The 24,078-nt window shown below is 69.2% G+C and carries 24 protein-coding genes and 1 other RNA gene; 18 read left to right on the top strand and 7 right to left on the bottom strand.

What is annotated here, in order from left to right; translation table 11 throughout:
- The first annotated feature begins 16 nt into the window (after positions 1–16).
- From ASD43_RS12275 to ASD43_RS12240, 8 genes are all read left to right on the top strand, one after another.
- Positions 17–2,083 (top strand): flagellar biosynthesis protein FlhA, encoded by a 2,067-nt coding sequence (locus ASD43_RS12275; RefSeq protein WP_056417914.1) that lies wholly within the window; start codon positions 17–19, stop codon positions 2,081–2,083.
- Positions 2,084–2,170: 87 nt separating this feature from the next.
- A complete protein-coding gene (gene csrA / locus ASD43_RS12270; RefSeq protein ID WP_056417911.1) occupies positions 2,171–2,419 on the top strand; it encodes a carbon storage regulator CsrA in 249 nt (82 codons plus the stop codon).
- A gap of 142 nt (positions 2,420–2,561) precedes the next feature.
- Positions 2,562–3,044 carry a flagellar export chaperone FlgN gene (flgN, locus tag ASD43_RS12265; protein ID WP_056417907.1) on the top strand — a complete coding sequence of 161 codons (483 nt, stop codon included), beginning with the start codon at positions 2,562–2,564 and terminating at the stop codon, positions 3,042–3,044.
- A 5-nt stretch (positions 3,045–3,049) separates the two neighbouring features.
- Complete coding sequence (gene flgK, locus ASD43_RS12260; RefSeq protein WP_056417904.1) at positions 3,050–4,456, top strand: flagellar hook-associated protein FlgK; 1,407 nt, start codon at positions 3,050–3,052, stop codon at positions 4,454–4,456.
- A gap of 16 nt (positions 4,457–4,472) precedes the next feature.
- Positions 4,473–5,360 carry a flagellar hook-associated protein FlgL gene (gene flgL, locus ASD43_RS12255; protein ID WP_082539378.1) on the top strand — a complete coding sequence of 296 codons (888 nt, stop codon included), beginning with the start codon at positions 4,473–4,475 and terminating at the stop codon, positions 5,358–5,360.
- Positions 5,357–5,770, top strand: a complete 414-nt coding sequence (gene fliW, locus ASD43_RS12250; protein WP_056417899.1) for a flagellar assembly protein FliW — start codon at positions 5,357–5,359, stop codon at positions 5,768–5,770. The genes flgL and fliW overlap by 4 nt, the downstream gene beginning before the upstream one ends.
- Positions 5,771–5,977: 207 nt before the next feature.
- Positions 5,978–6,292: an HU family DNA-binding protein gene (locus ASD43_RS12245; protein WP_056417896.1), complete on the top strand. Its 315-nt coding sequence runs from the start codon at positions 5,978–5,980 to the stop codon at positions 6,290–6,292.
- 173 nt (positions 6,293–6,465) lie between these two features.
- A complete protein-coding gene (locus ASD43_RS12240) occupies positions 6,466–7,311 on the top strand; it encodes a sigma-70 family RNA polymerase sigma factor (RefSeq protein ID WP_056417893.1) in 846 nt (281 codons plus the stop codon).
- 36 nt (positions 7,312–7,347) lie between these two features.
- On the opposite strand, the gene ASD43_RS12235 is transcribed toward ASD43_RS12240, so the two are convergent.
- Positions 7,348–8,436 (bottom strand): AAA family ATPase, encoded by a 1,089-nt coding sequence (locus ASD43_RS12235; RefSeq protein ID WP_056417890.1) that lies wholly within the window; start codon positions 8,434–8,436, stop codon positions 7,348–7,350.
- 133 nt (positions 8,437–8,569) lie between these two features.
- Here ASD43_RS12235 and ASD43_RS12230 point away from each other — a divergent pair, with 133 nt between their 5' ends.
- On the top strand, positions 8,570–8,950 hold the full coding sequence (locus tag ASD43_RS12230) for a hypothetical protein (RefSeq protein ID WP_056417887.1): 381 nt from the start codon (positions 8,570–8,572) through the stop codon (positions 8,948–8,950).
- On the opposite strand, the gene ASD43_RS12225 is transcribed toward ASD43_RS12230, so the two are convergent.
- Positions 8,938–9,765 carry a zinc-ribbon domain-containing protein gene (locus ASD43_RS12225; RefSeq protein ID WP_056417884.1) on the bottom strand — a complete coding sequence of 276 codons (828 nt, stop codon included), beginning with the start codon at positions 9,763–9,765 and terminating at the stop codon, positions 8,938–8,940. The genes ASD43_RS12230 and ASD43_RS12225 overlap by 13 nt on opposite strands.
- A 99-nt stretch (positions 9,766–9,864) precedes the next feature.
- Between ASD43_RS12225 and ASD43_RS12220 the strand changes: the two genes are divergently transcribed.
- A complete protein-coding gene (locus tag ASD43_RS12220) occupies positions 9,865–10,755 on the top strand; it encodes a TIGR01777 family oxidoreductase (RefSeq protein ID WP_056417880.1) in 891 nt (296 codons plus the stop codon).
- A gap of 34 nt (positions 10,756–10,789) precedes the next feature.
- Here the strand turns inward: ASD43_RS12220 and ASD43_RS12215 are convergent, their stop codons facing one another.
- Both ASD43_RS12215 and ASD43_RS12210 read right to left on the bottom strand, forming a co-directional pair.
- On the bottom strand, positions 10,790–11,722 hold the full coding sequence (locus tag ASD43_RS12215) for a methyltransferase family protein (RefSeq protein WP_056417876.1): 933 nt from the start codon (positions 11,720–11,722) through the stop codon (positions 10,790–10,792).
- Between the two features lie 25 nt (positions 11,723–11,747).
- Positions 11,748–12,587 (bottom strand): aldo/keto reductase, encoded by an 840-nt coding sequence (locus ASD43_RS12210; protein WP_056419597.1) that lies wholly within the window; start codon positions 12,585–12,587, stop codon positions 11,748–11,750.
- A 22-nt stretch (positions 12,588–12,609) separates the two neighbouring features.
- On the opposite strand from ASD43_RS12210, the gene ASD43_RS12205 reads away from it, so the two are divergent.
- From ASD43_RS12205 to rnpB, 4 genes are all read left to right on the top strand, one after another.
- Positions 12,610–13,032, top strand: a complete 423-nt coding sequence (locus ASD43_RS12205) for a YchJ family protein (protein WP_082539377.1) — start codon at positions 12,610–12,612, stop codon at positions 13,030–13,032.
- Between the two features lie 33 nt (positions 13,033–13,065).
- Positions 13,066–13,797, top strand: coding sequence for a zinc ribbon domain-containing protein (locus ASD43_RS12200; RefSeq protein WP_056417872.1), 732 nt, complete (start codon positions 13,066–13,068; stop codon positions 13,795–13,797).
- Positions 13,798–13,822: 25 nt separating this feature from the next.
- Positions 13,823–15,532, top strand: coding sequence for a bifunctional 3'-5' exonuclease/DNA polymerase (locus ASD43_RS12195; protein ID WP_235564123.1), 1,710 nt, complete (start codon positions 13,823–13,825; stop codon positions 15,530–15,532).
- Positions 15,533–15,562: 30 nt separating this feature from the next.
- An RNA gene (rnpB, locus tag ASD43_RS14055) (RNase P RNA component class A) lies at positions 15,563–15,919 on the top strand.
- A 337-nt stretch (positions 15,920–16,256) separates the two neighbouring features.
- Here the strand turns inward: rnpB and ppgK are convergent.
- Positions 16,257–17,003, bottom strand: a complete 747-nt coding sequence (ppgK, locus tag ASD43_RS12190; protein ID WP_045253019.1) for a polyphosphate--glucose phosphotransferase — start codon at positions 17,001–17,003, stop codon at positions 16,257–16,259.
- 68 nt (positions 17,004–17,071) lie between these two features.
- Here ppgK and ASD43_RS12185 point away from each other — a divergent pair, with 68 nt between their 5' ends.
- Genes ASD43_RS12185 through ASD43_RS12170 form a run of 4 tightly spaced genes read left to right on the top strand, consistent with a single transcriptional unit; the run spans position 17,072 to position 22,551 of the window.
- Positions 17,072–17,287: a hypothetical protein gene (locus tag ASD43_RS12185; RefSeq protein WP_056417869.1), complete on the top strand. Its 216-nt coding sequence runs from the start codon at positions 17,072–17,074 to the stop codon at positions 17,285–17,287.
- A gap of 2 nt (positions 17,288–17,289) precedes the next feature.
- Positions 17,290–18,627, top strand: a complete 1,338-nt coding sequence (glnA, locus tag ASD43_RS12180; RefSeq protein WP_045253017.1) for a type I glutamate--ammonia ligase — start codon at positions 17,290–17,292, stop codon at positions 18,625–18,627.
- Between the two features lie 9 nt (positions 18,628–18,636).
- Positions 18,637–21,612: a bifunctional [glutamine synthetase] adenylyltransferase/[glutamine synthetase]-adenylyl-L-tyrosine phosphorylase gene (locus ASD43_RS12175; protein ID WP_056417867.1), complete on the top strand. Its 2,976-nt coding sequence runs from the start codon at positions 18,637–18,639 to the stop codon at positions 21,610–21,612.
- A gap of 9 nt (positions 21,613–21,621) precedes the next feature.
- Positions 21,622–22,551, top strand: a complete 930-nt coding sequence (locus ASD43_RS12170; RefSeq protein WP_056417864.1) for a diacylglycerol/lipid kinase family protein — start codon at positions 21,622–21,624, stop codon at positions 22,549–22,551.
- Here the strand turns inward: ASD43_RS12170 and ASD43_RS12165 are convergent.
- Positions 22,538–23,692, bottom strand: a complete 1,155-nt coding sequence (locus tag ASD43_RS12165; RefSeq protein WP_082539376.1) for an AI-2E family transporter — start codon at positions 23,690–23,692, stop codon at positions 22,538–22,540. The genes ASD43_RS12170 and ASD43_RS12165 overlap by 14 nt on opposite strands.
- A 104-nt stretch (positions 23,693–23,796) precedes the next feature.
- Entirely contained in the window at positions 23,797–24,039 is a 243-nt protein-coding gene (locus ASD43_RS12160; RefSeq protein WP_056417860.1) for a hypothetical protein, read from the bottom strand.
- Positions 24,040–24,078: the final 39 nt, after the last annotated feature.

Raw genomic sequence — 24,078 nt, 5'->3', positions numbered from 1 at the left:
AGAGAACGAGAAGCACATGTTCGGTCAGCTGCTGTCCAAGGGCGCCGTGCCCGTCGGTGTGGTGGGCATCATCCTGCTGCTCATCGTGCCGATCCCCACGCCGCTGCTCGACGTGCTCATCGTGCTGAACATCTCGTTCGCGCTGCTGATCCTGCTCACGGCGATGTTCGTGAAGAAGCCGCTGGACTTCTCGGTCTTCCCCAGCCTGCTGCTGGTCGCCACCCTCTTCCGACTCGGACTCAACGTGGCCTCGACCCGCCTGGTGCTCAGCGAAGCGCACGCCGGTCAGGTCATCCAGGCGTTCGGGCAGATCACCATCAGCGGGTCCCTGGTGATCGGCGCCGTCATCTTCCTCATCCTCACGGTCATCCAGTTCGTGGTGGTCACCAAGGGCGCCGAGCGCGTGGCGGAGGTCGGCGCGCGATTCACGCTCGACGCGATGCCCGGCAAGCAGATGGCGATCGACGCCGACCTGAACGCGGGGCTCATCACCGACGTCGAGGCGCGCCGGCGCCGCGCCGAGGTCGCCGCGGAGGCCGACTTCTACGGGGCGATGGACGGGGCGTCGAAGTTCGTGAAGGGCGACGCCATCGCCGGCATCGTCATCGTCGTCATCAACTTCGTCGGCGGCATCATCATCGGCATGGTGCAGCACGGCATGGAGATGGGGGATGCGCTCGAGACATACAGCATCCTCACGATCGGCGATGGTCTGGTCACGCAGATCCCCGCGCTGCTCATGGCGGTGTCGACCGGCATGATCGTCACCCGCGAGAACGCCGAGACCGAGATGGGTCAGGCGGCGGGACGCCAGCTCATGCAGTCCCGCAATGCGCTGGTGATCACCGGGCTGGCCGCGATCGCCATGGGGTTCATCCCCGGCATGCCGCTGCTGGTGTTCCTCGTGATCGGCTCGGTACTGCTGTTCGCGGCGTCGCGCGTGAAGGCGAACGAGGATCGCGATGCCGCCCTCGAGGCCGACGCTCTGCAGCAGGAGGCGGTGGACGCGAGCGCGGAGGGTCCGGAGGAGCTGATGGATCGGATGCGTGTGCATGCGCTGGAGATCTCGCTCTCGCCCGACATCGTGGATCTCGCGTCCGGGGGCGCGGGTGATCTGCTCACCCGTGTGAAGTCGCTGCGGCGCAAGCTCGCCCTCGACATCGGCATCCTGATGCCGCCGGTGCGCACCCGCGACAACATCGACCTGCCGGCGCAGACCTACGCGATCCTCATCGCCGGCGTCGAGGCCGGACGAGGATCCGTTCCCCGCGGCCACGTGCTCGCGATCGGCTCCGGGCTCGAGCAGCTGCCGGGCACGGCGGTCGTCGACCCGGTCTTCGGCCTGGAGGGCAAATGGGTCCCGGCCGAGATGTCGCACGCGGCCGACATGGCCGGCGCGACGGTGATCGACCGAGCGAGCGTCATCATCACCCACCTCTCCGACATCGTGCAGGGGCAGGCGGATCGGCTGCTCTCGCTCGAGGACGTCCGCCAGCTGACCGAGCACCTCAAGCAGACGAGCCCCGCGACGGTGGAGGAGCTCACCCCGGCCGTGCTGTCGCTCGCCGCCATCCAGCGCGTGCTGGCCGGACTGCTCGCCGAGAGGGTGCCGATCAACGATCTCGCCCGGATCTACGAGGCCCTGGCCCTTCGTGGCAAGGCCTCGGCCGATACCGCGGGGCTCATCGACGCGGCGCGCGCGGCGCTCGGACCGGCGATCGCCGCCCGCTTCGCCGAGGAGGGGCGCATCCGGGTCGTGATGTTCGAGCCCATCCTCGAGCAGCAGATGCTCGAGGGCATGAGAGTGGTCGAGGGGCAGCCGCAGATCGTGCTGACCCCCGAGACCACGATGCAGGTCCTCGACAACGTGCGCCGCACCGTCGAGGAGCTCGATCCGTCGGGTTCCGAACCCGTGCTGGTGTGCGCCCCGACGCTGCGTCACGCCGTGCGACGGCTTGTCGCGTCGCAGGTGCGGGGCCTCCCCGTGCTCTCCTACGACGAGGCGGCGTCAGGCGGGCTCGCCACCGATGTCGTCGGCGTGGTGCGCATGACAAACCCGGCGTTGCCCGCTGCCACCCTCTGATCTCGAATTCTGCTCATTTACGAGATGAGTGCGATACATTTGTGCACAGAGGCGCGACCGTGCCCAGCCATGGAAGGCAGACGACGCATGCTGGTACTGACGAGACGCGCCAACGAGAGCATCGTGATCGGCGATGACATCACCATCACCATCCTCGCGGTCACTCCGAGCGGTGTCAGGGTCGGCATCGATGCCCCGCGGGACAAGCGCATCAACCGCGCCGAGATCGTCGTCGCCGTGAGCGATGCCAATCGTGAAGCGCTGCAGGCCGCGGCCGACGAGACGGCCGAATCGCTGCTGCTCGACGTTCTGCGACGTCCGGGCTCCGGCAGCTGAGCGCGAGCAAGGCACAGCGCGAACCACGGATGCCGCACGCGCTCCCCTCTGCGGAGTTACTGGCGCTCCCGGTTGTCGCGATAGTCGGACGTGCGACGGGCTTCCCCCTCGCGGAAACCGCGACATGACGAGGTGACCAATCGTGGCCGCTCACGACCTGAGCATGCAACTGATGCGAGAGCGCGACCTGCTGGAGGTGCTGCTGTTCAAGCTCGACGAACAGCAGATGCTGCTCGCGACGGGACGCAATCGCTGGATCCACCACGCGGCGAACGAGATCGAGCGCGTCCTCGCGGCCATGCCGACGGTCGCTCTCTCCCGTGACACGCTGGTCATCTCGGTCGCCGACGAGTGGGGCGTCCCCGAGGCGACCACGCTCCAGGACCTGATCGATGCCGCGCCGACCGATGCCTGGCGCGAGATCCTGTCGGGACACCTCACGGCCATGGTCACTCTCGCCGACGAGATCGGCGAGATGAAGAAGGTCAACGAGCAGCGTCTGCGCACCGCGATCCGCATCACCCAGGAGACCATCGCCGGGCTCGGCGTCCCCACCGGCGAGTACGACCCGCAGGGCGGTGTCGTCCGCGACGGCGACGCCCGACTGCTCGACACCAGGGTGTGAGGACGATGTCGTCGTTCGCAGGACTCCGGCTCGCCCAATCGGCGCTCAGCGCCGCCCGCGCGGGGATGACCGTGACAGGTCAGAACATCGCGAACCAGACCACGCCGGGATACACGCGGCAGCGGGTCGACCAGACGTCGATCGTGGCACCCGGACAGACAGGACTGTGGCCGTCGGGTCTCGCCGTCGGCGGGGGAGTGGGCGTCACCGGCATCGCCAGGCTCGGAGACGACATCCTCGACGCCAGAGTGCGTGACGCCCTCGCGACCTCCGGGTTCTGGGTGGCGCGAGCCACCGCCGCGAGCCAGGCCGAGGACGTCCTCGCCGAGCCCACCAAGGACGGGCTCGCGGCGAACCTCGACCGTTTCTGGGCAGGATGGTCCGATCTCGCCAACACCCCCGACACCGCGGCGGCACAGGTCGTGCTCACGAATGCCGGCGTGCTCATCGGTCAGATCGCCGCAGGCTACGGCACGATCGCCTCGCAGTGGCGCGACCTGCGCGGTCAGGTCGACAGCCAGATCGCCGACGTGAACGCCGTCGCCGGTCAGGTCGCCGCGCTGAACGGACAGATCCGCGAGGCTCTGCAGTCCGGACGCAACGCGAACGAGCTGATGGATCAGCGCACGGTGCTCGCGCAGCAGCTGTCCACGGCGGTCGGAGCGACGGGCATCGTCGAGGCCGACGGCACTCTGACCCTGCGCGTCGACGGGAACGCTCTCGTCTCCGGCGACAGCAGCAGGTCGCTGGTGGCTTCAGGCCCTCGTGACGTGGCCGACGGCGGACGGGTGGGCATCGCGTGGGCGGACCGCCCCGGCGTGCCGGTGACGGTCACCGGCGGACTCGTCGGCGGGACGATCAGTGCGCTGGCGCCCGCGGCAGACGGGGGAACGCTGGCAGGCGTCGCCGCCGCGTACAACCGCACGGCGACCGCCCTGGCGACCGCCGTCAACGACGTCCACCGCACCGGTGTCACGTCGGCCGGCGCACCCGGGGGCGACTTCTTCGCGCTGTCGGCGACGGGCCCCGCGGCCCTCGGCCTGCGCGTGGTGCCCGTCGGGCTCGCCGACCTCGCACTCGCGGCACCGGGTGCCGGGGCGAAGGACACGACCGTCGCCGACCGCATCGGCGCTCTAGCGACGTCGACGACCGGACCGAGCGCGACGTGGTCGAGCTTCGTCACCGGCTTCGCCGTGAGCGTCGCCGGTGATCTGCAGCGCGCCGACATCGCCGACATGGGAGCTGTCGCCGCGGTCACCGCGCAGCAGTCGAACGCGTCGGTCGACGGCGACGAGGAGACGATCAACCTCCTGACCTACCAGACGGCCTACCAGGCGGCGGCCCGTGTGCTGACAGCCGTCGACGAGGCACTGGACATCCTGATCAACCGCACCGGCCTCGTCGGCCGCTGACTCTGGGGAGAGTGACATGATCGGTCGCATCACGAGCAGCACCATGACGCAGCAGTCGCTGCGCACGCTGCAGACCAACCTCGCCGACCGCGATCGGCTGCAGAATCAGGCCGCCTCGCAGCGCGCCTTCCGGACTCCCAGCGAGGACCCGGCCGCCGCCGCCACGACGCTCGGCGTGCACGGCGATCAATCGCGGGTGGCGCAGTACTCCCGCAATCTGAGCGACGGGATGGCGTGGGTCACCACGGTGGACACGGCCCTCGGCGCGAGCGTCGATCTGCTCAACCGCGCCAGGGACCTCACCGCCCAGGGGGCGAACTCCGGCGCGCTCAGTCCGGCTGCCCGCGAGTCGATCGCGCAGGAGCTCGAATCGATCAGCGCCGAGCTGCTGGCGAAGGCGAACACCACCGTCCTCGGTCGCAGCGTCTTCGCCGGGACGAGCGATGCGGGAGCGGCCTTCGACCCGGGGACGTTCACCTTCAACGGCAGTCCGGGAGACGGCGTGCGCAGGCGGATCAGCGACAACGAGACGGTGCGTGTCGACGCCGACGGCGCGCAGGCTTTCGGGGACGGCGCGAACAGCGTGTTCGCGATGCTCGGAGACATCGCCGCGGAGCTCCGGAGCGGGGCCGAGGTCGGACCACGACTCGCGGACATCGACGCGCGACTCGACGGTCTCGTCGCCGCCCGAGGCGCGACGGGTGCGCGGCAGGTGCAGTTGGAGCGTGCGGCGTCGCAGAACCTGTCGACGTCCATCGACCTCGAGGCTCGCCGTGCCGAGGTCGAGAACGTCGACAGCCTCGAGGTGCTGGTGCGACTGCAGTCGGCCGAACTCGTCTTCCAATCCGCGCTGCAGGTGACCGCCCGGTCGCTGCAGACCAACCTGCTGGAGTTCCTGCGATGACCGCTGCCGCCACCCCCGCCCCCGCTGCTGCCGTCGAGACGACCAGCGCGGTGGAGTTCGTCTCGCCGATGCCCGGGCTCGCCCCGCATACCGCGTTCACCCTGGCCCGGATCGGAGAGGGGAGCGGGCTCTACGCGCTCAGGGCCGCCGACGCCGATGTGCGACTGTTCCTGCTCGATCCGCGCACCGGCTCCTACGGGTACGCCCCGAGCATCCCCGCGGATGCCCGCGCGCTGATCGGAGCCGCCGACGATGCCGAGGTCGCGCTCTTCGTGATCGCGAATCCCTCGTCCGAGGGCATCCGCGTCAACCTCAAGGCGCCCGTCCTCATCCATCTGGACACCGGTCGCGCGACCCAGATCATCCTCGACGACCCCGCGTATCCGGTGCGCGCACTGCTCGCTCCCTGACGCCGCCCGTCGCGCTTGCGCGGAATATTTGCGAATTCACCGCATATACCAAGGAACATCGTCTACGCTCTGAGTGCACAGGCTGGGGTACTGGCAGATCCAGGGGACGGCGCAGAAGAGTGGGGCCTGGGCGTTCCGTGGATGGCTGGTAGGGGTACAGCGCACATCGCTCGGTGACGAGCGACATTCGATGGGACGGATGAAGACATGAGCACATCAAGGACGCTCGAGACGAACAGGGTCAGCAAGCGGGAGTTCGTGCAGAGGTTCGCGCGACGCGGGGGCATCTCGGTTCCGGCCGCGCAGACCGCCTACAACGCGATGATCGACGAACTGCTCGACCTCGTGGGCCGCGGGAACACGGTCACGCTCACCAACTTCGGCAAGTTCTATCCGCAGACGCACAAGGGGCACCGCGTGCAGTTCGCGAAGGGTGAGGGCGACGCCGAGGTCAACGACTACACGGTCCTGAAGTTCTCCGCGACGCGTGAGGTGAACCGGCGCGTCAAGGTGAACGACTAGTCATCGTTATCTGAACGTAAACGAGAATCCCCGACGGTTTCGGCCTCCGGGGTTTTTTCGTGCCTCCGCGGACGTAGCATGTAGTCAGAAACGAAGTCCTGACCTCTGGGGAGTGGTCGTGCTGTGAGTCATCGGGGAGGACTCGCCCCTACGGTGGAAGAGACGGAACCCCCATGACGATGCGTGCGCGTAATCAGCTCGTGGTCGATCACCTGCACATCGTCGGTGCGGCGACAGCCCGCATCGCCGCTCGCCTCACGCAGGTGTCCCGAGAGGATCTCGCCGCGGCCGGAGCGTTCGCACTGGTGCGGGCCGCGGAGAAGTTCGATGCCGGTCTCGGCGTCCCCTTCGGAGCCTTCGCCCGCGGCCGGGTCGACTGGGCACTGAAGGACGAGCTGAGGGCCATGGACTGGGCACCGCGTGCTGTGCGGGCGCACGCCAAGGAGACCACCAGGGTGCGGCAGGCTCTCGCCGCCGCGCTGGGTCGGATGCCATCGGTCGGCGAGATCGCCGCGGCGATGGGCGTGGCCACGGACGACGTCAGAGAGGGGCTCGCCGACGCGGAGCTGATGCTCACCAGCCTCGATGCGCCGAACGCTCCCGAGATCGTCTGGACGGGGTACCTGCCGGAGGAGCTCGTCATCGCCGCGGAGCGGGACGAGTTCCTCCGGCGCGCCGTCGACGCGCTGCCCGAGCGCAAACGGCTGATCGTGCGGGCGGTCTACTTCGAGGATCGCACGGTCACCGAGATCGCCCACGAGCTGGGGGTCTCGCATGCTGCCGTCTCGCAGCAGCGAGCGGCGGCGGTGCGGATGCTCAGGGACGCACTCGAACGGCATGACGCCGATACGCCGCGCTACGACGCCCACCCGCCACGGCCCGACACCGATGCATCTCGGCACGAGGCGCAGACCGCGTCGCGCTCGTCCACATCGACCTGTGACGCCTACGTCGACCGGGTCGTCGCGGGCGGACGGCGATTCACCCGCGCAGTGGTGTCGCACGCCGTCAGCGCCTGAAGGTCGCCGCCGCCCGGCATCCGGGTCGGACGACCGTCAGAATCCGAACCCGTAGGCCGGCTGCCCCACGAGGATCAGCGCCACCGTCGTCGGGTACACCTCGGGCTGCTCGTCCTCGTCGTCGATCAGCTCGAGCTTGTGGATGGGCACGAAGATGCCGCCGTCCGCCTCGAAGAGGAGGTCCCGCGGCACGAAGGTCGCGAACATCGAGCGGTTCGCGTTGCGGAGCTCGAACGTGCGTGCGACGTCGCCGCGTTCGAAGAGGTTCATCTCGACCTCCTCCGCCCACACCTTGCCGTCGGGGAACCTGGCCTCGATGCGGTACGTGCTCGGCTCCACCGCCTTGATGTTGAGGTCCTCCACGATCTCGGCGAAGAGCGTGTCCGGCTGGTCGAGTTCGAAGGCGATCGCCCGCAGGTGGTCGTAGTTCAACCGGGCCCGTCGCGAGAAAAGCGCGACGTTCTCGATCTCGTCGCGGTGGGCCCGCGGCGCCTGGTCGATCAGGTACTGGCGCACCTCGTCGGGGCCCGGGTACTCGAACCGCATGTGGTAGTGGAATCGGCCGGGGCGATTGACGATGTAGGTGCTGACGTCGGCGATGTCGTTCACCGTGACGCAGTAGAGACGCTTGACCGAGGAGAGCCCGTCGAACAGGGGCAGGAACTGATTCTGACGGTTGGTGCCGTCGGCGGATCCGCGACGGCCTGCGGGGAAGGTCTTCTCGAACTCGTCGAAGATGATGAGGCACTCGTCCAGGCTCTCCAGGAACTCGACGATGCCGTCGTTGTCCTCCGAGACGATGACCACCGGCAGACATAGCTCTCTGGCCTCTTCGGCGACCATGCGCAGGAACAGTGTCTTGCCGATCCCCTTGTCGCCCGAGAGCATCACGCCGAGACTGCGGTCGCTGAGCGCGTAGGAGCGGAAGATCTTGTCGACCTTCCTGTCGCGGCCTCCGTACACCCGCTCGGTGCCGACGGTGAGGTCGTCGATCTTGATCAGGCTGAATCCCTCTTTCGAGGTGAAGTGCACCCGGTAGGTGCCGAGGGGGAACTCCAGGTGCGTGCGGACGGCGTCGTCGTAGACGCGCACGTGCCCACCCGTCTCGATGTAGGTGCTGGTCACAGTCCTCCTCCTTCGCTCCCCGTTGTGTATATCGGTTGGGATCGACGGACCGTAAGGCGATCGGGAGAGCAGTTTCCGCAGTAGCCTGTTCGCACGACGGGCGTGGGGACGCTCGGGTCAGGGGAACCGGGGCATGGGTGTACACGAGCGGGGCGAGCAGCCGATCGTCGGCGGGATCATCGTGGTCGTCGAGGCGGCACCGCAGGGGCTGATGCAGTACACGCTGGACCCCGAGGCGCGCACGCCGATCTGGCAGGCCGTGATCATCGCGCACGACGATGCCGTGATCGCCACGGCGACGACGCCGGAGCAGACGGCCGATCTGCTCGTGCGCGGCAGCATCGAGTGCATCAGACGGAGCATCCCCAGCCTCACGGTCGACGGGCTGACGATGCGGCCGGAGGTGGGGCCGAACGACAACGCGCAGATCGTCGCGGCGGGTGAGGCCCGCTTCCTCCGTTCGGAGTGGGATGCCGTCGCCGAGCGGCCCGACTCCTTCCCTCAGACGAGGTAGGCGTCGACGAGGAGTGACCCGCGGATCTCGCGGAGCTCGTCCACGATCCGGTCGACGCCCCGCCGGCCGATGCCGGACATCGGCAGATCGTGCGGTCCGATCGGCTCCAGGGCACCCGTGCGGATGCGGATGACCTCCCAACCCGCAGCCCGGAGCGCGCGGTCCTTGCGCTCGTCGGCCTCCTGTCGTCGTCCGACGTGCTCGAGCCCGTGACGCCCGACCGTGTCGTACTCGATGGCGACTCGCAGCTCGGACAGGAGGATGTCGGGCCACACCTCGGTGTGCCGGAAGAACGGGCGCGACACCTTTACCGCGTTGAAACCGGCGGCGAAGGTGAGACGCTCATGCAGCGCTGCGCGGAGCCTCGCTTCGGATGCCGACGCCGGCGTCGGCGCGCACACGCTCGCGAACGCCTCGCCGGTCGGGAGGTCGGGTGTCTTGCCGCACAGGGTCGAGGGCGTGCGGGCGCGACGGGGAATCGCGCGGGCCTCGCCGAGGACCACCGGCTGGGGGCGGGCGAGCGAGGAGCACTCCGGACACCATGCGGACTGGCGTCGGACCCGTCCCGGCCGCTCGCGCTGTTCGGTGGGTGTCGCGGCGAAGCGGTGTCCGACGCGGCACTCCCAGCACAGCAGCACGTCGGCGGCGAGGGGCACCTGCGAGAGCGCGATGCCGTGATTGAGCTCGGGATGGTACTGGCGGATGAGCTCCGGGTAGGCGGCCCACCCGGCGCGGTAGGTTCCCTTCTCGTAGGGCACGTCGAGTCCGCGCGAGAACTGACGTCTCGCCCACCACGTCGGCACGGAATCAGGCACGCTCGGAACCTACGCGGGGGCGCCGACATCGCCGAAGCGCAACCGGCATGACAGAATCTCGGGGACGGTCGTCGACGGCAGTCGGACAGGGGAGCTCGTATGGCGCAGCGCATCGTGATCAGCGGAGCATCGGGCCTGATCGGCACGGCGCTCGCGTCGTCGCTGAGAGCCGACGGCATCGACGTGACGACGCTGGTGCGGCGCCCGCCCCGGGTGTCCACCGAGGTGCAGTGGGCGCCGGGCGAGCGGGAGCTCGATCCCGATGTGCTCGACGGAGCGGATGCCGTGGTCGCGCTCGGCGGCGCCAGCGTCGGTCGGCTTCCCTGGACGCGGGGCTACCGGCGGGAACTCGTCGAGTCCCGGCTGACGACGACGCGCACGATCGCGACGGCGGTGCGCGCGCTCAGAGACGCGGCTCCGGCGCTCGTCTCGGCATCCGCGGTCGGATACTACGGCTCCGCGCCCGGTGAGACGCTGACCGAGGACTCGCTTCCCGGCGACACCTTCCTCGCTCAGCTCTGCGTCCGCTGGGAACAGGAGGCGCGGCGGGCGGGGGAGCACACGAGGGTGTCGCTGCTGCGAACGGCACCGATCATCCACCGCCGAGGGGTGCTGAAGCCGCTGATCCAGCTCACCCGGTTCGGACTCGCGGGTCCGATCGGTCCCGGTCGTCAGATCTGGCCCTGGATCTCGCTCGACGACGAGGTCCGCGGCATCCGTCACGTGATCGACGCGGGCCTCGAAGGTCCCGTGAACTTCACCGGACCCACGCCGGCCTCGGCGAACGACATCGGCCGGGCGCTGGCCGAGAAGATGCACAGGCCGTTCTGGGTGCCCGCTCCCTCCTTCGCGCTGCGGCTGGCGCTGAGCACGGAGGCCGCCGACTCGCTGCTGCTCTCCGATGCCGACGTGCGTCCGACGGTGCTGGAGGCGTCGGGGTTCGAGTTCACGCACCGCACGGCGCGGCAGGCGGTCGACTCCGCGCTCTGAGGGGCGCGACGCCCGTTCAGACCTGTCGGGAGACTCAGACCTGTCGGGAGACGGGCGAGGCCGGGATCCAGCAGGTGACGCGGTCGCGATAGGCGACGAATTCGGCGCCGAACCGCTGCTCGAGGTCGGCCTCCTCGAGCGGACGGACGAGGGTGTTCCACAGCAGCGAGCCGACGAGCGAGTATGCCACGACCATCCACGACCCCAGCAGCATCCCGACGGCGACTCCCTGCGCGATCCCGGCGACGGCCATGGGGTTGCGCACGTACCGGTAGGGGCCGGTGATGACCAGTTGTCGAGCCATCTGCGACGGCAGCGGCGTCCCCTCGCCGTCGACCGACATCGACACCGCCGACCACACCCCGAGTGCTGTCGCCACGACGAGCAGTACGCCGCCCGCGATGTGCACCGCAGAGGGAGCGTCGATGCGCAGGCCCCACCGTGCTTCGACCACTGCCGCGATGAGGGGGACGACGATGAGGAAGGTCCCCCAGAACACCAGAGTCTGCTGACCGGTGCGTGCCAGCAGTCCACGGGTGCCGACGCGGTCGGCGGGGCGGAATGCGAAGGGACCGGTCACGATCCATTCGACCGGTGCGCGCCCGCACAGGACGACGATCGCCGCGGCGACGCTGGCACCGGCGGCGATCGCCATGAGCAGGGCGCCCCAGCCGGCGAGTGTGGTCGCCGTCGCATAGACGGCCATCCCGAGGGCGACGAGCGCCGTCCACGGCGTGACCACCCACAGCGCCCCGCGCACGCCGGCTGCGGCCAGTGCCGAGCCGCCGACGAAGAGCGGGATGTCGAACGCCGCGATGACCGGGGCGGGGAGGCCGCCGAGCGTGGCGTCGCGCACCTCTGCGGACAGGGCGACGGCCACCCACCACAGCGCACCGCACAGCGCCTGGACGGCGAAGTACACCCGTGCCGTGATCGGAGTGATGCGGATCCCAGCGATGACGGGCATGCCCGCCAGTCTATGAGCGTGCGGCTCAGGACTCCTCGTGGGTCGCCGGGTCGGCATCGAACAGGCGGCCGTCCGCGCGTCCGAGAGCGGTGATCGCGGCGACCTCGTCGGCGGTGAGCGACACCGCGCCCGCCTCGAGGTTCGACTGCTGGTGAGCGAGCGACGAGGCCTTGGGGATCGCGACCGTCTCGCGTGCCACATGCCAGGCGAGCACCGTCTGCGCGGGGGAGATCCCATGCGCCGAGGCGACCTCGCCGATGACCCGCTCCTGCAGGAGTTCCTTCGCGCGTCCCAACGGACTCCAGGCCTCGGTGAGGATCCCGTGCTGGCGGTGGTACGCCAGCTGCTCGTCCTGGGGGAAGTACGGGTGCACCTCGATCTGATTGACGACCGGCCGCACGCCGGTCTCTCGCTCGATGCGCTCGAGGTGCTCCGGCAGGAAGTTCGACACGCCGATCTGGCGCACCGTGCCTCGCTGCTGCGCCTCGACCAGCGCCTCCCAGGCCTGCAGGTATTCGTCCTGGTGCGGGTTCGGCCAGTGGATGAGGTGCAGATCGATGGCGTCGACGCCCAGTCGCGAGCGACTCTCCTCGATGCTGGTGCGTGCCTTCTCGCGGCGGTGGTGTCTGCCGGGGAGCTTCGTCGTCACGATGAGCTCCGACGCCTCGAGGCCGGATGCGCGGACACCGCGGCCGACGGACCCTTCGTTCTCGTAGTTGAAGGCCGAGTCGATCAGGCGGTACCCCGCGCCGATCGCGCCGGCGACGGCCTCCGCTCCGGCGTCGCCGTCGAGGGCGTAGGTGCCGAGACCGAGGGCCGGGAGGGCGAAGCCGTTGTGTGCGGTGAAGTGCGCGAGTGCCGTCATGCCGCCAGCGTACGCTGGAGCGATGACCCCGGCGGAGAGCATGGCGCGTGAAGCCCGCATCCCCGATGATGCCGCCCGATGCCCATGCGGATCGGGCGACGTGTTCGGCGGATGCTGTGGGCCCCTGCTCCGCGGTGCCGCCGCCCCCACGGCGGAGCGGCTGATGCGTTCGCGGTACACGGCGTTCGCGCTGCACGACGCCGAGTATCTCCGAGCCAGCTGGCATCCGTCGACGAGGCCGGCGGAGCTGGATCTCGATCCCGCCCTCGTCTGGCGTCGTCTGCTGATCGTCGATCGTGTCGCGGGCGGACCCTTCGACCGCGAGGGGGTCGTCGAGTTCGAGGCGTTCTGGCGAGAGGGCGACGAGCGCGGGTCGTTGCGGGAGCGCAGCCGTTTCGTCCGCGACGACGGACGCTGGCTGTACCTCGACGGTCGGATCGGGTGATGAGCCGCTCCGTCAGCGACTAGATTTGAGAGCGTGAACGCGAGCCCCGAACACCAGCGCATCCTTCTCGACGTCGCCGATCTCGACCGGCGCATCGCGCAGGCGGAGCGCGCGCGGACCAAGCCCTCCCAGGCCGCTCGGATCGCCGAGCTCGTCGCGATCCGCCAGGAGCAGCTGCGTGAGCTGACCGCGCTGACCGGCACCCGCGACGATGTGCGCACGGAGCTCACCCGTCTGGAGTCCGATGTGAAGCTCGTCGAGCAGCGCCGTGCTCGCGATGCCGACCGTCTCGCCACATCGACCAACCCCAAGGACGCGCAGGCGCTCGAGCACGAGATCGCCAGCCTCACCCGGCGCCAGAGCGACCTCGAGGACATCGAGCTCGACGTCATGGGCCGTGTCGAGGATGCGGATGCCGCGGTCGCCGCGCAGCAGGCGCTGCTCGCCACGACCACGGCGGAGGGCACGGCGCTCACCGCGCAGGCGAAGGCCGACGTGCAGGCGGCGACGGATCTCGCCGCCCAGTTGGCGCGTGACCGCGACGCCGTGACGGCGGCGGTGCCCGCTCCGCTCCTCGCGGAGTACACCCGCAGGGCCTCGAACAGTGCGGGGGCCGCGCTGCTCACCCGCGGCACCTGCGAGGGATGCCGCATCCTGCTCCCGGGAACCGACATCAACGACATTCGCAACGCGCCGGACGACCTCGTCGTGTCGTGCCCCGAGTGCGGCTGCATCCTGGTCCGCACCGACGAGACCGGGCTGTGAGCACCGCGCCGCGCGTACGTAGACGGTGAGCTCGCGGAAACCGATCGAACGCCGGATCGCTCTCGCCGCTCTCGGCTCCGGCGGCGGGGCGTCGCAGTACGCCGCCGTGGAGCTCGACGCCGACGACGCCGAGGCCGGCCGCACCGTCCTGACCGGTGCGGAGATGCCCGACTGGGTCGCGCGGCAGGAGCGCGACGCCCGACCTCGATGGGTGATCCGCAGCGCGCGCGAGATCTACCCGGTCCTCCTGGCAGCCGACGTGCAGATCGGCCGTTCACACGATCTGCTGCTGTGCCATGCGATCCTCCGCGACACGGACACGGTGGCCCGGCCCCTGGCGCCGTCGCCGGCCTGGCTGCGCCGAGACCCCGTCGATGAGGCTCCGGCCCTGTTCGACCTCGCCGACGGCGGCGAGGTCGACGATCCCGTGGCCGAGCTGCTGGAGCAGTATCGGGAGCAGCGTCGCGTCCTGCGCGCGGGGACGGACGGCCGGCTGACTCTGCTGGCCTCCGCGGAATCGGCCGGCGGGTTGATCGCCGAGGAGATGCGCGTCGCCGGTCTGCCGTGGAACGAGGCCGCGCACGACGAGATCCTCACCGAGATCCTCGGCGCACGCCCGGCCGGTGGCGGGCTCCCGAGCCGCATGGTCGCGCAGGGGGAGCGCATCCGCTCGATCCTCGGCGATGCGACTCTGAACCTCGAGAGCCAGCCGAAGCTGCTGAGGGCGCTGCACCGGGTGGGAGTGCAGGTCGAGTCCACCGGACGGTGGGAGCTCGCGCAGCACGACCACGCCGTCGTCGAGCCGCTGCTCGCCTACAAGAAGCTCTCACGTCTGCTGAGCGCCAACGGATGGGCGTGGCTGGCCGAGTGGGTGTACGAGGGGCGGTTCCGTCCGATCTACATCACCGGCGGCGTCGTCACGGGCCGCTGGGCATCGGCCGGCGGGGGAGCGCTCCAGCTGCCCAGGAACCTGCGTGCGGCGGTCCGGGCGGATGAGGGATGGACGCTGGTCGTCGCGGATGTCGCGCAGCTGGAGCCCCGGATGCTGGCCGCGATGGCCGGTGATCGGGCGATGGCCCGAGCTGCACAGGGGAAGGACCTCTACGCCGGCGTCGTCGATTCGGGGGCGGTGGCGACGCGGGAAGAGGCGAAGTATGCCGTGCTCGGTGCGATGTACGGCGCCACGACGGGGGACAGCGGGCGGTTGGTGCCGCGACTGCGCAAGGTGTATCCGCGGGCGATGGCGCACGTCGACAAGGCCGCGCGGATCGGCGAGGACGGGGGAGTCGTCTCGACCTGGCTCGGACGGTCGTCCCCGCGCCCCTCGACCGAGTGGGAGGACATGCAGGCGCGAGCGACGGATGCCGATGCCGACCCGACCGATGTCGCCCTGGCGCGTCGCCGTGCGAGGGATTGGGGCAGGTTCACGCGCAACTTCGTCGTGCAGGGCACGGCCGCCGAGTGGTCGCTGATCTGGCTGGCGGAGATCAGACACCGGCTGCTGAGGCTCCCCGAGGCGCAGCGGCATGCACCGGCATCCGGGGTCTTCGGGTCGCGCGCGCATCTCGCGTTCTTCCTGCACGACGAAGTGATCCTCCATGTTCCGCAGGAGCAGGCGGAGGCGGCGGCCGACGCGGTGCGGGAGGCCGCCGACGTCGCCACCCGGCGGATGTTCGGAGGGTTCCCGATCGAGGTGCCGCTCGACCTGCGCATCGCGGAGTCGGCGGAGAAATAGCGCGGCCTGGTCGTAGACTGGAGCTGCGAATGGGTCGACTGGACGGCCGCGTGGCGGGCAACCGCACCGAGGAACGTCCGGGCTCCTCAGGGCAGGACGGTGGGTAACGCCCACCCGGAGCAATCCGCGAGAAAGTGCCACAGAGAGCAGACCGCCCCGCAAGGGGTAAGGGTGAAAGGGTGGTGTAAGAGACCACCGGGGGCCATGGTGACATGGCCCGCCAGGTAAACCTCGTCCGGAGCAAGGTCAGACAGAGGATGTTGACGCGGCTCGCCGAGTCCTCGGGTAGACCGCTAGAGTGCCACGGCAACGTGTCGCCGAGAGAGATGGCCGTCGAAGGGGCGAAGAACCCCGGAACAGAACCCGGCGTACAGGTCGGCCCATTCGCATCATCCGGCCCGATTCGACGGCGGAGTGACGGATCCTCTGCGCGTCCGAAGATGCGAGACGACAGTCCGAAGGTCCGAGACGCCTTCCCTCGGAATGCGATCCGGCCCGGACACTGGGGGGTCCGGGCCGGATCTCTGTAAACGATGTGTCCGACGACGGTCTGGGGAACCGTGCGCTGTGCGATGTCGGAAGGATCGTTCCCGCACCCGAATGGGGGATCGGGTTGCTTACTGGGAACGTTACTAGGTTACCTAACTAAAGGGAAGTCCGAGGTTCGCAGGGCCTCGCGATCTGATCGTGAGGAGCCCGACCCGGCCGTTCCCCGAGTGGCGGATCAGTCGCCAGCGAGCGACGCTGCGCCGATGATGCCGGAATTGTTCCGGTGGATCGCCGGGACGATCGGGGTCTTGAGATCGAGCAGCGGCAGGAAGTCGCCGGCGTTCTTCGAGACGCCGCCGCCGACCACGAACAGGTCGGGGCTGAAGAGGAACTCGATGTGCGAGTAGAAGGCCTGCAGGCGCTCGGCCCACTCCGACCAGCTGAGGCCCTCGCGCTCGCGAGCAGACGTGGCGGCGAAGGTCTCGACCGACTCGTACTCGCGGAAGTTCAGGTGCCCGAGCTCGGTGTTGGGAAGCAGCACGCCGTCGTTCAGGAACGCGGAGCCGATGCCGGTGCCGAGCGTGGTGAGCAGGGTGAAGCCGCGCACGTCACGGGCAGCGCCGTGCCGGGCCTCGGCGACGCCCGCGGCATCCGCATCGTTCACGAAGACGATGTTGCGGCCGAGTCCGTCGCGGAAGAACTTCTCGGCGTCGAAGTCGATCCATTCCTTCGACACGTTGGCGGCGGAGAGGGTCTTGCCGCGCTTGACGATCGCGGGGAACGCCACGCCCAGCGGAAGCGACGCGTCCTTCACGTCGAGGGTCTTCAGCACGGTCTGCACCGCCTGGAGCACATCCTGCGGAGATGCGCCCGCGGGGGTGGGGACCCTCACCCGGTCCGATGCCATGGTGCCGTGTTCGAGGTCGACCAGACCCGCCTTGATTCCCGTGCCGCCGATGTCGACGCCGATCGCTTTTGCCATGGTCGATAGCTTAGCGACCGCCGCCAGCGCCAGTAGGATCGATGACACACGTATGAAGGGGAACGGCCATGTCGAACGGCGATGAGAAGTACTGGTACAACCTGGAGACCCGTCAGGTCGAGTTCGGCATGATCTCGGCGTCCGCCGACCGTGTCGGTCCCTTCGACACCGAGGCCGAGGCGGCGCACGCGCCGGAGAAGCTGCAGGAGCGCTCCCGCGCCTGGGCCGACGAGGAGGCCGCCGAGAACGGCTGGGACTCCGGTACCGGCACGGGCGCCGAGTGACGATGGACAAGCAGAGGGATTTCGTCCTCCGGACGATCGAAGAGCGCGGCGTCAAGTTCGTGCGACTGTGGTTCACCGATGTGATCGGAACGTTGAAGTCGGTCGCGATCGCTCCGGCCGAGGTCGAGGGCGCATTCGCCGAGGGGATCGGCTTCGACGGCTCGGCCATCGAGGGGCTGACTCGCAGCTACGAGTCGGACCTGCTCGCCCAGCCCGACCCGACCACCTTCCAGACGCTGCCGTGGCGCGGCGAGATCGACCCCACGGCGCGCATGTTCTGCGACATCACGACGCCCGACGGACGCCCCGCCGTCTCCGACCCGCGGCACGTGCTCAAGCGCACACTCGCGAAGGCCGCCGACGCCGGATTCACCTTCTACACGCATCCCGAGATCGAGTTCTACCTGCTCAAGTCGTCGTCGTTCGGCCCTGAGGGTCCCGTCCCGGTCGACTCCGCCGGATACTTCGACAACGTCCCCGGCGGCACCGCACACGACTTCCGTCGGCGGTCGGTGCGCATGCTCGAAGACCTCGGCATCTCGGTCGAGTTCAGCCACCACGAGGGTGGGCCCGGGCAGAACGAGATCGATCTGCGGTACGCGGATGCTCTGACGATGGCCGACAACGTGATGACGTTCCGTACGGTCATCAAAGAGGTCGCGATCGAGCAGGGCGTGTACGCCACGTTCATGCCCAAGCCGTTGAGCGGACACCCCGGAAGCGGCATGCACACGCACATGTCGCTGTTCGAGGGCGAGCGCAACGCCTTCTACGAGGAGGGCGCGAAGTACCAGCTGTCGAAGACCGGTCGGCACTTCATCGCCGGCCTCCTGCGCCACGCCAACGAGATGGCGGCCGTGACCAACCAGTTCGTCAACTCGTACAAGCGTCTGTGGGGCGGTGACGAAGCGCCCAGCTTCGTCACGTGGGGCCACAACAACCGTTCGGCTCTCGTGCGCGTGCCGATGTACAAGCCGAACAAGGGCGGATCGTCTCGCGTGGAGTACCGCGCTCTCGACTCAGCGGCGAACCCGTACCTCGCGTACGCGCTCATGCTCGCGGCGGGTCTCAAGGGCATCGAGGAGGAGTACGAGCTCCCTCCCGAGGCCGAGGACAACGTCTGGTCCCTCAGCGATGCGGAACGACGCGCTCTGGGCTATGCGGCGTTGCCCGCGAGCCTCGACCACGCTCTCGAGTACATGGAGAGCTCCGAGCTCGTCGCCGAGACCCTGGGCGAGTCCGTGTTCAACTACGTGCTCCTCAACAAGCGCAAGGAGTGGGAGGCCTACCGCGGCCAGGTGACCCCGCTGGAGCTGAAGAACAACCTCGAGCTGCTCTGAGCGTCGCGCATGGCCCGTTCGGACGACTCCGTCTCCCTGTCCGCGCTGGCACGGCTCGGCTTCGCCGAGCTCAGTGAGGCGGCGGCCAATCTCGCGGAGCTCGCCGAGCTGCTCGGTCTCGAGAGATCGATGCTGCTCGGCGAGGCCGACGGGGCGGATCCCGACTCCGCGGTGGAGGGGATGCTCCGCGTCGCGCGTCGCGATCCGTCAGCCATCGCCGGGCTGTTCGCCGATCCGCGGGCACGGCGACGCCTCTGGCGTGTCTTCGGTGCCTCGCAGGGGTTCGCCGACTTCTTCCTGCGGCATCCCGGTGAGATCGCGGTGCTGGGCGAGGCAGCGGCCGAGCTCCCGACGGCTCAGCAGCTGCGCGAGCGGATGCTGGACGCCGTCGGCGCGGTCGACGGCTTCGCCGCGTCCGGCGATGACGACGCCGTGGTCACCCTGCGCGTCGCCTACCGCCGCAATCTCGCGGCGATCGCGGCGATCGACCTCACCGTGCACAACCCCGTGCGCATCGTCGGCGACGTCGGCGCCGCCCTCGCGGACATCGCAGGCGCGGCGCTGGAGGCGTCGCTGGCGATCGCCCGGCGTCGACTCTCCGACTCGCTGACCCCGGAGCAGGTCGCCGCGACCCGACTCGCGATCATCGGCATGGGCAAGGCCGGTGCCAGGGAGCTGAACTACGTCAGCGACGTCGACGTGATCTTCGTGGGTGGCACCACCGATGAAGAGGTGGTGTCGGAGGCCCGGGCGATCGACATCGCGACGCGGCTCGCGCGCGAGACGATGCGCGGTCTCAGCGGCATCGAGGTCGAACCGCCCCTGTGGGAGGTCGATGCGGCGCTGCGGCCGGAGGGCAAGCAGGGCGCGCTCGTGCGGTCGCTGGCCTCGCACCTGGCGTACTACGACCGCTGGGCGAAGAGCTGGGAGTTCCAGGCGCTGTTGAAGGCGCGTCCGTTGGCGGGCGATCCTGAGCTCGGCGAGGCGTACGTCGCAGGCGTGCAGCCGAAGATCTTCTCCAGCGCGGCGAGGGAGAACTTCGTCGACAGCGTGCAGCGCATGCGCGAGCGCGTGATGGAGCACATCGACCCCGAGGACGCGCCGTATCAGCTGAAGCTGGGCGCGGGAGGTCTTCGCGACATCGAGTTCACGGTGCAGCTGCTGCAGCTTGTGCACGGCCTCACCGACCCGCGGCTGCGCACGAGGGGGACGCTGGAGTCCCTCGACGCGCTGGTCGAGGGGGGCTACATCGGACGCGCCGAGGCGGCGTCGTTCGCCGACGACTACTGCATCCTCCGGCTGATGGAGCACCGCCTGCAGCTGCGGGAGCTGAGCCGTACCCACCTGATGCCGCGCACCCCCGCAGGGTTGCGGGTGCTCGCGCGCAGCACGGGACTGGGGGAGTCGGGCGAGGCGATCTGGGCACGATGGGAGGGCGTTCGCCGCGAGGTCCGCGACATCCACACCCGCCTGTTCTACCGACCGCTGCTGAGCGCCGTCGCCTCGCTCCCCGAGGAGGAGCGCACGCTGTCGACCGCACAGGCGCACGACAGGCTGATGGCGATCGGCTTCCGTGACCCCGCGGGCGCGCTCCGACACATCGGCGCCCTGACCACGGGGCTCAGCCGCAAGGCGACGATCCAGCGACACCTCATGCCGGTGATGGTGCGCTGGTTCGCCGACGGCAGCGACCCCGACTACGCCCTGATCGCATTCCGCCGGATCAGCGAGCGACTGGGCGACACTCCCTGGTTCCTTCGGATGCTGCGCGACTCCTCCGGTGCGGCCGAGAGTCTCACGCGCCTCCTGTCGTCGTCGCGGTACGTGGGCGAGCTCATGGAGTGGATCCCCGAATCCGTCGCGTGGCTCGACAGCAGCGACCTCCTGCGACCGCGCAGCGGAGCGGCGATCGATGAGGAGGCGCGCGCCATCCAGACGCGCCACCGAGACATCGGCGACGCGCTGCAGGCGGTTCGGGCGCTGCGACGTCGGGAGCTTCTGCGCACCGCGATGGGCGGGGTGCTCGACGTGCTCTCGATCGAGCAGGTCGCGACATCGCTCACCGAGATCACGGATGCCACGATCCAGGCAGCTCTGCGTGCGGTGCGCCGGGAGTTCGTGACCGCGGACGACGAGTCGCTCGATTTCGCCGTCATCGGCATGGGGAGATTCGGTGGCGCGGAGCTCGGATTCGGCTCGGACGCCGACATCCTCTACGTGTACGACGCCAACGGGATCGACCCGCAGCGGGCCCAGGCGCTGGCGACGAGGATCGTCTCGGGCCTGCGCGAGCATCTGACGGATCACCGGGTGCCGCTCGATCTCGACGCCGATCTGCGCCCGGAGGGACGCAACGGTCCCGTGGTGCGCTCGATCGACGCATACGCCGAGTACTACCGCCGGTGGTCGCTCTCCTGGGAGGCGCAGGCACTGCTGCGTGCGCGCGGTGTGGCCGGCAGCGTGACGCTGATCGAGAAGTTCACGGCCCTCGCGGACAGCATCCGCTACCCCGCGCAGATCGATCTGCAGGGCACTCGCGAGATCAAGCGCATCAAGGCCAGGGTGGAGGGGGAGCGGCTGCCGCAGGGTGTGGATCCCCGGCGTCATCTCAAGCTCGGGCCCGGCACCCTGAGCGACGTCGAGTGGCTCGTGCAGCTATTGCAGCTGCAGCATGCGCACGACGTGCCCGAGCTGCGCACGACGTCGACGCTCGGAGCGCTGGACGCCGCCGTGACCGCGGGGCTCGTACCTGCGGAGTCGGCCGATCTGCTGCGCGAGGCGTGGCTGCTGTCGAGCCGCCTCCGCTCCGCCATCACGCTCTTCACGGGCAAGACCAGCGACGTGCTGCCGACCGGACCGAGGGAGCTCGATGCGATCGGCCGTCTGCTGGGCTACCCCGACCGTTCGGCGAGCGTGCTCGACGACGATTATCTCGGCGTGACGCGGCGGGCCAGAAGGGCGTTCGAGCAGCTGTTCTACGGCTAGCCTGATCCCATGACGATCTCGAAGCTCGGTGTGGTGTGGAATCCTTCGAAGCCCGGCGGCGACAAGCTGCAGGCGGCGGTGGCCGAGGTGTTCGGCAGCGACGCCGCGGGCATCCCCGTGCAGTGGTGGGAGACGACTCCCGACGACCCGGGCCGCGGTATGGCTGTGGAGGCGGCGAGCGAGGGCTGCGACGTGGTGATCGCCGCCGGTGGCGACGGCACGGTACGAGCGGTCGCCGAAGGGCTCGCGGGCACGGGCGTCGCCCTGGGCATCGTGCCCCGCGGCACCGGAAATCTGCTGGCACGCAATCTCGATGTGCCCCTCAACGACATCCCCGCCGCGCTGCGGCGCGTGCTCGACGGCGAGTCTCGCAAGATCGACATGGGATGGGTGGAGCACGGCGGCGCCGAGCATGCGTTCGTCGTGATGGTCGGCTTCGGCATCGACGCGCAGATGCTCGTCGAGACGGATGACGACCTCAAGAGCCGGGCCGGCTGGTTGGCCTACGTCGAGGCGATGGGTCGCGCAGTCGCCGGCACAGAGATGATCGACATCCAGTTGACGCTCGACGACGCCGAGCCGGAGGGGCTGCGTGGGCACACCATGCTCATCGGCAACTGCGGCATGGTCCAGGGCGGCATCCGCCTGCTGCCCGACGCCCTGATCGACGACGGTCAGCTCGACATGCTGCTGGTGAGCGCCGACGGTCCACTGCAGTGGCTCGACACCGTGCGCTCCCTGGTGTGGGAGAACGGCGTGCGCCGCCTGTTCGGCGCGGTCGACCAGGCCGTCAGCACCGACTCGACCACCCATGTCGCGGCGCAGCGCATCGCGGTGACCCTCTCGTCGCCTCAGGCGTTCGAGATCGACGGCGAAGAGGTCGGCGAGGTCTCGTCGTTCTCCGTGCGGGTCGACCCCGGCGCGCTCACCGTTCGCTGAGCGTCCCCGGCGGCACGACCTTCTGGTCCTGCGTGGGGAAGACGACCTTCTGCACGATGATGATGACGCTCGCGGCCACGGGGATGGCGACGAGCGCGCCGAGGATGCCGCCGAGCGCTCCGCCCGCCACCGCGGCGATCACCACGAGCGCTCCGGGCACGGCGACGGCCTTGTTCATGATGCGCGGCGAGAGGATGTACGCCTCGACCTGCATGTAGACCAGGTAGTAGCCGATCGCGATCAGCGCGGTCACCGGGCTCTCGATGAGGCACACCAGCGAGATGATGATCGAGGCGCTCAGCGTACCCACGAGCGGGATCATCGATCCGATGAAGGCGACGAGAGCGAGCAGGGCAGGGACCGGGGCCCCGATGATGCTCAGCATGATCAGGCTCAGCACGCCGTTGATCAACGCGAGGCTGGCCTGACCCATCACGTAGCGCCCCACGGCGCCGGAGACGTCTTCGAGGAGCCCGTGGAAGGTGTCGCGCTGGTAGGCGGGAACGAAGCGCGTGGCGACGCGCTTGATGCTCCGCAATGACGCCATGAAGTAGAGCGTCAGGATCAGCACGATGGTGACCCCGGTGAATCCGCCAGCGATGCCCGCGCCGACGGCGAAGACTCCGCCGCCGATGTCGGCCAGGTTGCCGGGGTCCTGCAGGAAGGACAGGATGCCGTTCGCCGCGTCCTCGAACGTCGAACCGAACTGACTGTTGAGATCCTTGAACCAGGCGGCCGACTGGATGTCCTTGACCATCTGGGGGCCGTTGTCGATCAGGTTGGTGATCTGGTCGACGACGATGGGCACGATCGCCAGGATGATCCCGGCGAACGCGAGCACCACCACCGAGACGACGATGGCGACCGCGGCGGGGCGAGGCAGCTTCCGCTCGATGAACGCGACGATGGGGTCGAGCCCGAGGGCCAGGAAGATGGCGACGCCGATGTAGACGAGCACGGTGGCCAGCTGATTGACGATCCCGCCGAGCATCAGGGCGACGAGCACACCCAACGCACCGAGCAGTCCGTACATGAACGGGTTGATGCGGGCGATCGCGGCGGCGGCGGTCTTCGGCTGCGCCGGGGGAGTCTCGGAGGTGAAGACCCTCTTCGGCTCCGATTTGTCGTGCTTACGGCGCATGGCGGCCCCCATCATGATCGAACAGACCACTCAGTTGACCAGTCGCCCGGGGTGAAAGCAAGCGCGACACGGCCGCGTGACACGCCGGTGGGCAGAGAGCGGGGTCAGCGACTCCTGCGCCGCGCGCGGATGTTGAGCCACTGGGAGAGAGCGAGCAGCGCCATCGCCACGACCGTGAACCAGGCGGTCGGTCCCACGACGCCCGTGACGATCAGGATGATGCACGTCAGCGCGAAGAGAGCGGCGAAGACGATCAGGCCGTAGCTGATCCCGATGCGGCGGTCCGTGTCACTCATCAGACCACCCTGCCAGGTGTGCACCTCGATGTCGACCTGTGAGCGATCCATCACCGTGGCAGGGTCCATGCTCCGCGTCGACGGCGCGGT

The organism is Microbacterium sp. Root553, from assembly GCF_001426995.1.
GTDB lineage: Bacteria > Actinomycetota > Actinomycetes > Actinomycetales > Microbacteriaceae > Microbacterium.
Note: the sequence above shows the minus strand (reverse complement) of the source record. Positions and strands in the feature narration are given on the sequence as shown.